Source organism: Gordonia sp. 34D, assembly GCF_056682775.1.
Genome location: NZ_CM155293.1, coordinates 2,502,454 through 2,515,180 on the forward strand (window position 1 = coordinate 2,502,454; position 12,727 = coordinate 2,515,180).

The following is a 12,727-nucleotide window of genomic DNA, read 5'->3' on the forward strand; positions in this document are numbered from 1 at the left end:
TTCTAGATCTCCTTGGGAGGTACCGACAGGGCGGCGGGTTGGTCAGGCGGTGAGAATCAGACCGGAGGTCGGAACTCCGGTGCCGGCGGTGACGAGCACGCGCTCGGCTCCATCGACTTGGTTAACGGAGGTGCCACGCACCTGTCGAACACCTTCGGCGATGCCGTTCATCCCGTGGATGTAGGCTTCGCCCAGCTGTCCGCCGTGCGTATTCAACGGCAAGACGCCGCCCACTTCGAGTGCGCCGGGCTGCGAGACGAAATCCTTCGCCTCACCGCGGCCGCAGAAGCCAAGCTCTTCGAGCTGCATCAGGGTGTAGGGCGTGAAGTGGTCGTACAGGACCGCCATGTCGATATCGGCGGGTGTGAGGCCGGACTGCGCGAACAGTTGGCGTCCCACCAGGCCCATTTCCTCGAGCGCGGCGAGTTCATCACGGTAGTAGCTGGTCATAATGAACTGGTCGTTCCCGCTGCCCGATGCTGCACCGGCGATCGTGACTGGCTTTTGCTTCAGGTCCTTGGCACGCTCGGCCGACACCACGACGATGGCCTGGCCACCATCGGACTCCTGGCAGCAGTCAAGCAGGTGCAGGGGTTCGGCGATGTACCGCGAAGCCTGGTGATCGGCGAGTGTGATCGGCTTGCCGTAGAAGAACGCCTTCGGGTTGGTCGCGGCATGCTTGCGGTCAACGACGGCGATCTGGCCGAAGTCTTCGCTGGTGGCACCGTACTCGTGCATGTAGCGCTTGGCGACCATCGCGACGAACGCCGCGGGCGTCGACAGGCCGTGCGGGTACGAGAACGCATTGTCGGTGCCCGAAGAGTTCTCCTGGCTGGCCACCGCCTTATCGACCTGACCAAACCGGTGACCCGAACGCTCGTTGAACGCGCGGTAAGCCACGGCCACCTCGCACACACCGGTCGCCACAGCCATGGCGGCCTGCTGCACGGTCGACGCCGCAGCGCCACCGCCGTAGTGAATGCGCGAGAAGTACTTAAGCTCGGGGATCCCCACCGCGCGAGCGACGGCAATCTCCATGTTGGTGTCCATCGTGAACGTCACCAGACCGTCGACGTCGGTGGCGCTCAGGCCAGCGTCGTCGAGGGCGGCGTTGATGCACTCGGCAGCCAGACGCAGCTCGCTACGTCCGGAGTTCTTAGAGAAGTCGGTGGCGCCGATACCGGCGATTGCGGCCTTCCCGGACAGGGTGCGGTCACTCATCACTGCGCCCCTTCTGTGAAGGTGACCGTCGAGATCACGTGCTTGCCAAGGGAGTTGGTGCCGGTAACCGACACGGTGACGACCCCGTCTTCGACGGCGGTCACTTCACCGGTGAAGGTGATCGTGTCGTAGGCGTACCACGGCACACCGAGCTTGAGCTTGATGGACGTGATCCGTGCATTCGGGCCAGCCCAGTCGGTGACGAAGCGCTCCACCAGGCCGGTGTCGGTCAGGATGTTGACAAATATGTCCTTGGAGCCCTTTTGCTGCGCCAAGTCACGGTCGTGGTGCACGTCCTGGAAGTCGCGCGTCGCCAGGGCAGTCGCGACCACAAACGTGGGGGGTGCGTCGATCACCAGCGGGGTCAGTGCCTGACCCACCGCGATGGTCGTAGATTCCGCGCTCACTACTGGGCCTCCTTCGCGCGCCAGGCGTACAACGTCCAGGCTTCGTCGCCATCGTCGTTTGCGGGGAAGTCCAAGAACTCCACCTCGACGGGCATGCCGATGGTGACGGTGGCCGGATCGACTCCGCGGACCTGCCCGAGCATGCGCACGCCCTCGTCGAGTTCCACCAATGCCACCACGAACGGCAGTTCACGGCCGGGGACACGCGGTGCGTGGTGCACCACGTAGCTGAACACCGTGCCGGTACCTGCAGCCACCGTGTAATCGGTGGACTCGTAGACGCCTTCGGCGTCCTTGCCCTTCCACGTCGCCGGGATCGGCGGGTGGCGCAGCGAGCCATCTTCGACCTGCTGAATGCGCAGTTCGTGAGCGTCGACGCCCTCCCAGAAGAAGGCGGTGTCGCGCGACCGCTTCGGGCGGATCAGCTTATCGCCGTCCAGGCCCTCATAGTCAGCGACCGGGGCCGCTGCCTGCTTGGCTGCGGGACGGAACTTCAGGATCCGGAAGTCCATCTCGGCGACAACCTCATCGGTCGACGCGTCGGTGGCACCTGCCGGTCGCACACTCCAGGTGTTGCGAGTGGTGAAGAACCAGCCTTCGCCGAGCCCGGTCTGCTTGGGGCCCACCACGTCGGTGAGCTCCGAGGAGATGATGACCTCTTCGCCGGGCTGGGTGTAGCGGTGGTACACGGTGTCGCAGTTGGTGGCGACAACCGAGGTGAAGCCAGCGTCGTCGAACAACTGCGTCGCCAAGCCCAACGGATCATCGTCGGTCCGCACACCGTTGAGACCGCGCATGGTCCATACCTGCGCCATGGCGGGCGGTGCGACGATGCCGTCGTGACCGGCCGAGCGTGCGGCCGCCTCGTCGACGTAGATTGGGTTCTCGTCGCCCATGGCTTCCAGCCAGTTGTTGACCATCGGCTGATTGATGGGGTCGCGACCCTTGCGGGGTGCGCTGGCACCGCCAGCCTTGATGGCGTCGGCGGCGGCCAGGATCTGTTCCGGGGTGGATTCCGGCGTCACAGTCATCGGTGTCCCCTATCGCTTCATCCGGGGCAAGCCGAGGCCAGCCGTGCCGATCATGTCGCGCATCACTTCGTTGACGCCGCCACCAAAGGTGATGACGACATTGCGCTTGGCCTGAAGGTCGAGCCAAATGGCGAACTCACTGGTCAGTTCGTCTCGGAAATCGCCGTAGTGGCCGACAGCATTGTCGATGGACCGGTAGATGCCCTGCAGCCGTTCGGTGGAAAACACCTTGGTTGCGGCCGCATCGGCCATCGAGATTTCACCGGACGAAGCAACCTGCCAGTTCAACAGCTCGTTGAGACGCTCGTAGGCACCGATTTCGGCGATCAGGCGGCGAACCGGCTGCTGCTCGATCACCGGGGCACCGTCGAACTGCGCCTGCGTTGCCCATTCACGGACACGGTCGGCAAGACCGCCGATGCGGCCAGCCGGACCAAGCATGACGCGCTCGTGATTGAGCTGGGTGGTGATGAGCTTCCAGCCGTCGCCCTCTTCACCGACGCGCATGCCGACCGGCACACGGACATCGTTGTAGTAGGTGGCGTTAACGTGATGGGCACCGTCGGCGGTGATGATCGGGGTCCACGTGAAACCGGGATCCTTGGTGTCGACGATGAGGATCGAGATGCCCTTGTGCTTGGGCGCATCGGCGTCTGTGCGGCAGGCCAGCCAGATGTAGTCGGCGTCGTGGCCGCCGGTGGTGAAGATCTTCTGGCCGTTGATGACGTACTCGCCGGTCGACTCATCGAGCACGGCGCGCGTGGTCAACGACGCGAGGTCGGTGCCTGCGTCGGGCTCGGTGTAGCCGATCGCGAAGTGCACGGAGCCAGCGAGAATCTTCGGCAGGAAGAAGTCCTTCTGCTCCTGCGTGCCGTAGCGCTGCAGCGTCGGCCCAACGGTCTGCAGGGTGACGGACGGCAGCGGGATATCGGCGCGGACGGCTTCGTTGGTGAAGATCTGCTGTTCGATCTCACCGAAGCCCTTGCCGCCGAATTCCTTCGGCCAGCCAACGCCCAGCCACCCGTCGTCACCCATGCGGGAGATGATGTTGCGGTAGGTGGGACCATGCCGCTCGGTGCGCATGATGCGCTCTTCTTCGGCGGTGACGAGCTTGGAGAAGTACGCGCGCAGTTCGTCGCGCAGCGCAATCTGCTCGTCGGTAAATGCGACAAACATCAGCGGGTCTCCTGTCCGGCGGGAACGGTCTCATCGGCAAGGACGTCGAGGGTTGCCTGCGCCCCACCCGCGAGGCGGGCAATGTCCTTGACCAGCGAGAAGTACCGATGCAGCGGGTAGGTCACGTCCACACCGACACCACCGTGCAGGTGGGTCATCATGCGCAACGTGGCGGGCAGTTCGGCGGACACCCAGTACATCGCGGTCGCGAGGTCTTCTTCCGCGTCCACGTCGTTGGCGATGCCCCACGCGGCTGCCGTAGCAACCAGGTTCATGGTGCGCGAGACAACGTACACGTCGGCCAACTGCTGCCCGACGGCCTGGAAGGCCGCGATCGGCTTGCCGAACTGGTTGCGGGTGGAGACGTGCTCGGCGGTGCGCTTGATGGCGCCGGCGACCAGTCCATCGGCGTATGCGGCGAGCAAGGCGCGGTAGGCGTCAATCGCGAACTGCGGGTCGTCGGTGACAATGTCGGCCTTCGGGACGGCCACGCCGTCGAATGTGACCGAGTATTCACCCCAGCCGGACGACGAGGTGGTCCGAGCAACGGTGACTCCAGCGGCGTCAGCTGGCACGACCACCACTCCGCGGTCGGCGACGACGAGGATCGCCGAAGCACCCTCGGCAGCCAAGACCCCGGTTTTGCTGCCGTCGAGACGGACCCCGTCTGCAGTGTCGGTGAGAGTCGCGGTGGCGGCCTGACCGAGTGCACGGCCCGGTTCGCCGATGGCGACGGCATGCCAGCCGCCCTCAGCGATGGCACGGCCGTAGGCACTCACATCGGCAGTCTCGTTGGCCCGTGCCAGCACCAGACCGGACACCAGGGTGCCGATCAGCGGTGCGACGGTCGCGTCGTTTCCGGCGCGCGTCAGGAGCGGCACCAGGGCGTCGATGGGCAGGTCGTCGCCGCCTAACGATTCCGACAGCGGCAGCACCGTGACTCCGGCACCAACCAGCGCATCCCATGCGGCGTGGTCGAAACCGCCCGCATCGTTGGCAAATTTGCTTTCCCAGTCTGGCTGCAGTCGTCGCATTACCTCATCGGCAACATCTTGGACTGCGGCAGCAGTGGGCTCCAGGGTGAAATCCACCCGGCTCCTCCTCAGCAGTATTAGAACTTGTTCTAGTTTATCAGACGCACGGAGACCGCCATCACAACGACGGTGGCAACCTGCGCATTTTCACAATCTCGGCGGACCCTCTCCCGTCATCCGCGGGGCAAACCGAGAATCCGTTCTGCAGCGGCGTTCTTCAGAATCTGCGTGGTGCCGCCGGCAATCGACAGGCACCGGTTCAGCAACAAGAATCCGGTGGCCGCACTGGCCCCCAATCCATCGCATCCGAGCAGGTCGGTCGCGAAGTCTGGTACATCCTGGCGATGAACCACGCCGATCAGCTTGCGGACACTCGACGTGGCACCCGGGTCCGTGCCGCTGAGTCGCTGTGCCACCGACCGAGCATCGAGCACTCGGCCGATGTGCGCGTCGGCAATGATGCGACCCAACTCCAGTGATTGCGCCTCGGTGAGCGTCACCTCGCCGTCGTCGAGTTGGCGAAGCAGCGAGTCGACTTCCTTGCCCAGGCCCGAGCCGCCCATGGCGACTCGTTCGTTGGCAAGGGTGGTCCGCGCCAGGCGCCAACCGTTGTCGATTTCGCCGACCAGCATGTCGTCGGGCACGAAGACGTTGTCGAGAAAGACCTCGTTGAACATGGCCCGACCCGTGAGTTCGCGCAGCGGGCGAATATCGATTCCCGGCGCCGACATATCGACCAGGAAGTACGAGATGCCCTTGTGTTTTGGCACGTCGGGGTTGGTCCGCGCCAAGCACACGGCCCATTGGGACATGTGCGCCTCGGAGGTCCAGATCTTCTGGCCGCTCAGCAGCCAGCCACCCTCGGTCCGCACGGCCCGGGTCCGGAGCGACGCCAGGTCGCTACCCGCCTCAGGCTCGCTGAACAGCTGGCACCAGCGGATGTCGCCAGCCAAGGTCGGCGCGACAAACTTCTCGCGTTGCGCATCGGTGCCGTGCTCGAGAATGGTCGGCAGTGCCCAGCCGGCGATCACCAAGTCGGGGCGAGCGACGCCGACCCGGTCGAGTTCCGAGTCGATGACCAACTGAACCGCGGGATCGGCCGAGAGTCCGTAGGGCTTCGGCCAGTGCGGAGCCAAGAACCCGGTGCGCGCCAACTCGGCACGACGATCCTCCGGTGCTGCGGCGGCAATGCCTTCGGCGATGGCGGCAATCTCCGGCCGCTGCGCTTCGGCCTCAACCAGATCGATAGAGAACTCGCGACGGCCTCCGGCTCGGCCAAGTTCTGCCAGTGCCAAACGCTGCGGTTCGCCGGCGGCAAGCAGCATGCGTGCGGCCAGCGCGGAACGCAGGTACAGGTGTGCGTCGTGCTCAAATGTGAAGCCGATACCACCGAGCACCTGGATGGCATCCTTGGCGTTCTCCGGCGACAACTTGGCGGTCAACGCGCCGGCCGCGAGACGACTGAGTTCCACCTGAGCCCGAGCCGCCTCAGTGTTGTCGACGAGCATCTCATCGAGGGCCCGCGCGAGGTCCCACGCGGCGGCACCGAGCTGCTCACTGCGGGTCAGCATGTCGGCACAGATCTGCTTCACAGCCTGGAACGAACCGATGGCCGCCCCGAACTGTGTGCGGACCTTTGCATAATCCACGGCAATGGACAGCGTCCGCGCGGCAACGCCAGCCTGATAGGCGACCAGACCCGCGTGCAACAGCGCAACCAGCAGGTCGCCATCGGTCACCGCGATCGCCTTGTCGCGAGTGACTGACGCCAGACGCACGCGCACCGGAATCGCGGTGCCATCGAGCGGTCCGTCCACCGATTCCTTCTCGACCTGGACCGATGCGGTGTCGAGGACAAACCAGCCTTCAGCTTCCGAGCCGAAACGCAACGGTGCGGCAATTACCGCATCGGCGACGAATCCGGGAATCAACCCCAAGTCGACGTTGCCGTCAACCACCGCGAAACCGGCATCACCCCCAGCCTTGGGCGAAGTCACGGCCGTCGCGGGAATCACGGCCGGACGTTCCCCCGCCATGACCGATTCCGCTAGTTCGACACCCTGTGCGGCGAGCACGTAGGCAACGGCCATCGTCGGCGCGAGCGGTCCTGGAACTAGCTCAGCTCCGGCCGCCGCAAACATCACGGCGACGTCTTCCTGACTGCCGTCCGCACCCCCTGCGACCTCGGGGATTCCCGCCGCAAACAGGCCAAGGTCCGCGATCTGCGTCCATAGCGAACGCCACGAATCACCCGAATCATCGAGGTCGTTGCGCACGAGGGAACGGACGTCCCGAGCCCCTGCCCAGGCGGCGATACTGTCACTAGCGACCCTTTGGTCCGCTGACGTGGCGATTGTCACCGAAGAACTCCTCCGCGAATTTGTTGATAACTCCAATTAGAACCTGTTCTAATATTCAATGGGTGTACACCATCGGCGGGCGGCTGCCAACTGACGAGCCGTAGAAGTGGCTCAACTTGAGGGGATCGATATCTATGGCTGGCGCGGGAACGACGAACACTAAGACCGACGTACCGTCGCCTCCCCCTGCGCCCGCCCAGTTGTCCGGCGCGGAAGTTGGTTCGGCCGCACAGCGCGAACGGCGCAGGCGGATTCTCGACGCGACGCTCGCCTTGGCATCCAAGGGCGGCTACGACGCCGTGCAGATGCGCGCCGTCGCAGACAAGGCTGACGTCGCCGTCGGCACCCTCTACCGCTACTTCCCGTCCAAAGTGCATTTGCTCGTCACCGCCCTTGCCCGCGAACTGGAGAAGGTCGAGTCGCGCGCCGACCGCAGTGTGCTCCAAGGCGACACTCCCGTCGAACGACTCAGCTTCGTGCTGTCGATGATTACGCTTGCCATGCAGAAGGACCCGTTGCTCACCGAAGCCATGACGCGAGCATTCATGTTCGCCGATGCCTCGGCAACCAGCGAAGTGAATCGGGTCGCCGGAATCATCGACCGCCTGCTGGCTGGGGCGATGATTTCGCAAGACCCCGATGCGGTGCCGACCGCACAAGACCTCGCAATCGCCCGCGTTATCTCAGACGTGTGGATGTCGAACCTCGTGCAGTGGCTGACCCGTCGTGCGTCGGCAACCGATGTCACCAACCGCATGGAACTCACGGTCAAGCTGCTCCTCGAACGCAACTGACTTTCTCCCTCCACGCCGGTGTTCTTCGCTGTTCGGCGGGTTCCGCCGCTGGTCGCCAAGTACCTCGACCATTAGGTCCGTTGTTCCCTAATTTGCCGCATGCTCCCTGCTCAGGGCATACCGCATTCCACTGAGCGGGAACGGCAACCGCCGCGGTCTTGAACTGAGCCCACTATCGGATATGACCGGGTCTACACACCTGGCCTCAAATCCGAGCCGACTGAGAGTGCGTCGGCCACAAGGAGGAGCGACGCTCAATGACCACCACTGACGACCAGGAATTCCGGGAGATTGAGTCGGCCGGAGCCCCGACTCGTTTTGCTCGAGGCTGGCACTGCCTTGGTCTGCTGAAGGACTTCCGCGATGGTAAGCCCCACCAGATCAAGGCGTTCGGCACCGAGCTGGTGGTTTTCCAGGGCGAGAACGACGGCCAGCTCCACATCCTCGACGCCTACTGCCGACACATGGGCGGCAACCTCGCCAAGGGCCAGGTCAAGGGCGATTCCATCGCCTGCCCATTCCACGACTGGCGCTGGGGCGGCAACGGTCGCTGCACCGGCATCCCTTACGCGCGCCGCGTCCCGCCGGTCGCCAAAACGAAGTCGTGGCCAGTATTGGAACGCAACGGACAATTGTTCGTCTGGCACGACCCGGAGAACAGCAAGCCCACCGACGAGGTCACGATCCCCGAACTCCCCGGCTACGGCACTGACGAGTGGACCGACTGGAACTGGAGTTCCATCGTCATCGAAGGCTCTCACTGCCGCGAGATCGTCGACAACATCGTCGATATGGCGCACTTCTTCTACATCCACTTCGCGTTCCCCCGCTACTTCAAGAACGTGTTCGAGGGGCACGTCGCCGGCCAGTTCATGAACTCGACTCCGCGCGATGACATCGGCATCGGCTCCAGCTACGACAACCCCGATTCCCGGCTGGAGTCGGAGGCTCACTATTACGGACCGTCGTACATGGTGGACGTGCTGCGCAACTACGTCGGCGACCGCCTGGTCGAAACCGACCTGATCAACTGCCACTACCCGATCGACAACAACTCGTTTGTGCTCATGTACGGCGCACGTGTGAAGAAGCCAGCAGGCATCTCCGACGAACGTGCCAACGCGATGGCCCAGAAGTTCACCGACGGAGTCAAGGTCGGCTTTGAGCAGGACGTGGCGATCTGGCTCGACAAGGCCCCGATCGACAACCCGCTGCTGTCCGAAGAAGACGGCCCGGTGTATCAGCTCCGCCGCTGGTACCAGCAGTTCTACACCGATATCGCCGACGTCACCGAAGACATGACGAAGCGTTTCGAGTTCGAAATCGACACCACTCGAGCCGTCGAAAGCTGGCAGGCCGAGGTCGACGAGAACATCGCGGCCGGCCGCGTCCACCGGGCTGCACGCTAGCTCCGCAACTCCCCCTCTCCTTCCCCTGAACCCTTTAGACCGGAGGCATCATGACCGTTCGACCCATCGAAGCCATCGAGGAACTCGCCGACCAGATTCGCGACCAGGCCCTCGAAGCCGAGGAACTTGGCAAACTCCCCGACGAGACTGCCAAGAAACTCAAGGCCACCGGCGTCATGAAGTTGCTGGCACCGGCAAACTACGGCGGGTTGGAAGCGCATCCGCGCGAGTTCGCCGAGACCGTCATGAAGGCGGCCAGCTTCGACGGTGCCGCCGGCTGGGTGTGCGGCATCGTGGGTGTGCACCCGTGGCAGATGGCGTTTGCCGATCCTAAGGTTCAGGAAGAGATCTGGGGCCAGGACGACAACACGTGGATTGCGTCGCCCTACGCTCCGACCGGCATCGCGAAGCCGGTTGATGGCGGCTACATTTTCAACGGTCGCTGGCAGTTCAGTTCGGGCACAGATCACTGCGATTGGATTTTCCTCGGCGCCATGGTCGGCGACGAGAACGGTCCGACGATGCCCCCGACCATGCTGCACATGATTTTGCCGCGCTCCGACTACACGATCGTCGAAGACTCGTGGAATGTGGTGGGCCTCAAGGGAACCGGCTCCAAGGACATCATCGTCAAGGACGCCTTCGTGCCGTCGTACCGAGTCATGGACGGCAGTGCCGTGATTGACGGCAGCGCGCAGATCGAGGCTGGCATGACCGAGACGCTTTTCAAGATGCCGTGGTCGACGATGTTCCCGCTGGGCATCACTTCGGCCGTCATCGGTCTCGCCGAAGGTGCCCTCGCTTGTCACCTCGACTACCAGCGCAACCGCATCGGTGCATCGGGTGTCGCCGTCAAGGACGATCCCTACGTCCTGTTCGCGATCAGCGAGGCTGCAGCCGACATCAACGCCGCTCGCCAGGAACTGCTTGCCAACGTCGACGAGGTCTACAGCCTCGTTGATGCGGGCAAGGAGATCGACTTCGAGCGTCGTGCGCTGGGCCGTCGCACGCAGATCAGTTCCGCCTGGCGGGCTGTCATGGCCGTCGATCAGATCTTTGCGCGCTCGGGTGGCAATGCCCTGCGGATGGATCAGCCGATGCAGCGCTTCTGGCGCGATGCCCACGCAGGCCTCAACCACGCTATCCACGTGCCCAGCACCGTGCGCCACGCGTCGGCCCTGAGTTCCATGGGCTTCGATGTGCCGGCGAACCTGCGCGCAATGATCTGATCCGGCGAAACAAGACAGCGAGAGCGAAACACGATGACTGAAATCAAGGGTTTGGGTTACGTCACGATCCAAACCAACGACCTGGACCGTTGGCGTACCTTCGCGTTCGACGTCCTCGGCTTTGCCAAGGGCAAGGGGCCCGACCAGGATGCCATCTATTTGCGGATGGATGAGCGGGCCTTCCGGATCGCCGTGGTTCCGGGCGAGACCGACGAGATCACCACCATCGGCTGGGAGGTCCGCGACGGCGCGGCCCTGACTCGAGTCCGCGAATCAGTAACGGCGGCCGGCATCGAGGTCACCGACCTAACCAACGACGAGGCGCAGGCGCGGCACGTCGAAGCGGCGTTCACCTTCACTGATCCAGCCGGGGCAAAGTTGGAGATCTTCCACGGCCCCACACTCGACCACAGCCCCGTGGTGACCCCGTTCGGTGCCAAGTTTGTGACCGGAGAGCAAGGTCTCGGCCACGTGGTGCTGCCCGTGATGGACTTCAACGGCGCATTCACCTTCTACCAGGACGTGCTGGGCTTCTTGCCGCGCGGTGCGATGCGGATTCCGGCACCGCCGGAGTTTGGGCCCATCCGTATCCGGTTCATGGGCGTCAACCAGCGCCATCACAGCCTGGCGCTGTGCCCGGCACCGCACGGGGGTGCACCAGGCCTGGTGCACATCATGGTTGAGGTCGACACTCTCGACGCCGTTGGTCAGGCGCTTGATCGCGTCATGAAGGACGGTTTCTCAGTGTCCTCGACGCTGGGACGTCATACCAACGACAAGATGATCTCGTTCTACGTCCGGGCACCCGGCGGCTGGGATATCGAGTTCGGCACCGACGGCATGCTCGTCGACGAAACTCATTACACCGCGGAGGAAATCACCGCCGACAGCTACTGGGGTCACGACTGGTCCGGCAGCGAACCGCTCGCCGCCATGTAGTTTCCGCCCCTCGCGTTAGGTGCCACTCGATTCGAGTGGCACCTAACGCATTTTTGCGCCCTTTTGCAGACTTTCGTGCAACAGCGTGACACGGCTCTCATCACCGCATATACTCCATATATCTAATAGAAAAACCGTGGTCAGAGCGTTTTTGATGGTCATTTTGTCCGCCGTGACGGTCATTTTGTCCGCTGTGGCGCCAGTTTCCCCACTGTGCGCACCAGGTTTTGCCGGATCCCACTTCGGCAAAACAAACGCCGCCCGACCACACTTGCATGTTCGCCCGTGGAGGGAAAGCAATGACTGAAACACCCAGTGCCGTCCTCGATCGTTTGACCGTCGTCATGGACACCTTCGACGGCAACGCCCGACAGAGCCTGGCACAAATTGTTCGGCGTACCGGTCTCCCCCGCTCGTCCGCCCACCGCATGCTCGAACGCCTCGTCGCCCTTCGATGGCTGCGCCGCGAGGGCCGCGAATACGAGCTCGGAATGCGGCTGGTGGAACTCGGCTCACTCGCCATCCATCAAGACCGTCTCCACAGCTCCGCCGCCCCATTCCTTCACGAACTGCACCGGATGACCGGCTTCGTCATCCATCTCGGCATCCTCCAGGGCAACGAGGTGGTGTACCTCGACAAGGTTGGTGAAGGACTCGGCAAGAAGGTCCCAAGCCGTGTCGGCGGCAAGCAGCCCGCGCACTGCACCGCAATCGGCAAGGTCCTTCTCGCACATTCCGAAGAAACCCCAGCCAGCGACGAAACTCTGGAACGCAAAACCCGCTTCTCGATCGGCTCGGCCACCCAACTCTCGCGTGAATTGCAGACCGTCCGCGACCGCGGACTCGCCATTGAGCGCGAAGAAGCCGTCCCGCGCTTCGGCTGCATCGCGGTTCCGATCGGCGAGCCAGGCCAAGCCGTTGGTGCCGTCTCCATCTGCGGCCCCGTCGACCAGTTGAAGTTCGACAACCGTCTCGCCGCACCCTTGCGCATGGCAGCACTTGGCATGTGGCGCAACGTCGCTGGCGACGATGTCCACATCACCCCAACTTTGCAGCGCCGCCGCATGATGGCTCCCCAACCCCTGCCCGTCGCTGGTTAAGACTGCCCGTCGCTGATTTAGCCCCTC

11 protein-coding genes are annotated in these 12,727 nt (G+C 63.7%); 5 read left to right on the forward strand and 6 right to left on the reverse strand.

All coding sequences use genetic code 11. The features are described 5' to 3' along the window. Window positions 1-42: 42 nt before the first annotated feature. From AC1L34_RS11610 to AC1L34_RS11635, 6 genes are all read right to left on the reverse strand, one after another. The gene (locus AC1L34_RS11610) at window positions 43-1,221 is read right to left on the reverse strand and encodes a lipid-transfer protein (RefSeq protein WP_424294993.1); all 1,179 of its coding nucleotides are present in this window, start codon (window positions 1,219-1,221) and stop codon (window positions 43-45) included. Further along, window positions 1,221-1,628, reverse strand: a complete 408-nt coding sequence (locus AC1L34_RS11615) for a MaoC family dehydratase (RefSeq protein ID WP_424294991.1) — start codon at window positions 1,626-1,628, stop codon at window positions 1,221-1,223. The genes AC1L34_RS11610 and AC1L34_RS11615 overlap by 1 nt, the downstream gene beginning before the upstream one ends. Next, the gene (locus tag AC1L34_RS11620; RefSeq protein ID WP_424294989.1) at window positions 1,628-2,659 is read right to left on the reverse strand and encodes a bifunctional MaoC family dehydratase N-terminal/OB-fold nucleic acid binding domain-containing protein; all 1,032 of its coding nucleotides are present in this window, start codon (window positions 2,657-2,659) and stop codon (window positions 1,628-1,630) included. Before AC1L34_RS11620 ends, AC1L34_RS11615 begins: the two co-directional genes overlap by 1 nt. A 9-nt stretch (window positions 2,660-2,668) precedes the next feature. Continuing rightward, window positions 2,669-3,835 carry an acyl-CoA dehydrogenase family protein gene (locus AC1L34_RS11625; RefSeq protein WP_424325041.1) on the reverse strand — a complete coding sequence of 389 codons (1,167 nt, stop codon included), beginning with the start codon at window positions 3,833-3,835 and terminating at the stop codon, window positions 2,669-2,671. After that, on the reverse strand, window positions 3,835-4,926 hold the full coding sequence (locus tag AC1L34_RS11630) for an acyl-CoA dehydrogenase family protein (RefSeq protein WP_424294986.1): 1,092 nt from the start codon (window positions 4,924-4,926) through the stop codon (window positions 3,835-3,837). Before AC1L34_RS11630 ends, AC1L34_RS11625 begins: the two co-directional genes overlap by 1 nt. 116 nt (window positions 4,927-5,042) lie before the next feature. After that, on the reverse strand, window positions 5,043-7,229 hold the full coding sequence (locus AC1L34_RS11635; RefSeq protein ID WP_424294984.1) for an acyl-CoA dehydrogenase family protein: 2,187 nt from the start codon (window positions 7,227-7,229) through the stop codon (window positions 5,043-5,045). A 134-nt stretch (window positions 7,230-7,363) separates the two neighbouring features. On the opposite strand from AC1L34_RS11635, the gene kstR reads away from it, so the two are divergent. The 5 genes from kstR (at window position 7,364) to AC1L34_RS11660 (ending at window position 12,700) form a co-directional block, all read left to right on the forward strand. After that, window positions 7,364-8,023 (forward strand): cholesterol catabolism transcriptional regulator KstR, encoded by a 660-nt coding sequence (gene kstR, locus AC1L34_RS11640; RefSeq protein ID WP_424294296.1) that lies wholly within the window; start codon window positions 7,364-7,366, stop codon window positions 8,021-8,023. Between the two features lie 257 nt (window positions 8,024-8,280). After that, the gene (locus AC1L34_RS11645; RefSeq protein ID WP_424294295.1) at window positions 8,281-9,432 is read left to right on the forward strand and encodes a 3-ketosteroid-9-alpha-monooxygenase, oxygenase component; all 1,152 of its coding nucleotides are present in this window, start codon (window positions 8,281-8,283) and stop codon (window positions 9,430-9,432) included. A gap of 50 nt (window positions 9,433-9,482) precedes the next feature. After that, window positions 9,483-10,661 (forward strand): acyl-CoA dehydrogenase family protein, encoded by a 1,179-nt coding sequence (locus AC1L34_RS11650; protein WP_424294294.1) that lies wholly within the window; start codon window positions 9,483-9,485, stop codon window positions 10,659-10,661. A 33-nt stretch (window positions 10,662-10,694) separates the two neighbouring features. Then, window positions 10,695-11,600: a biphenyl-2,3-diol 1,2-dioxygenase gene (bphC, locus tag AC1L34_RS11655; protein ID WP_424322894.1), complete on the forward strand. Its 906-nt coding sequence runs from the start codon at window positions 10,695-10,697 to the stop codon at window positions 11,598-11,600. A 299-nt stretch (window positions 11,601-11,899) separates the two neighbouring features. Next, window positions 11,900-12,700: an IclR family transcriptional regulator gene (locus AC1L34_RS11660; RefSeq protein ID WP_424296992.1), complete on the forward strand. Its 801-nt coding sequence runs from the start codon at window positions 11,900-11,902 to the stop codon at window positions 12,698-12,700. The last annotated feature ends 27 nt before the right edge of the window (window positions 12,701-12,727 follow it).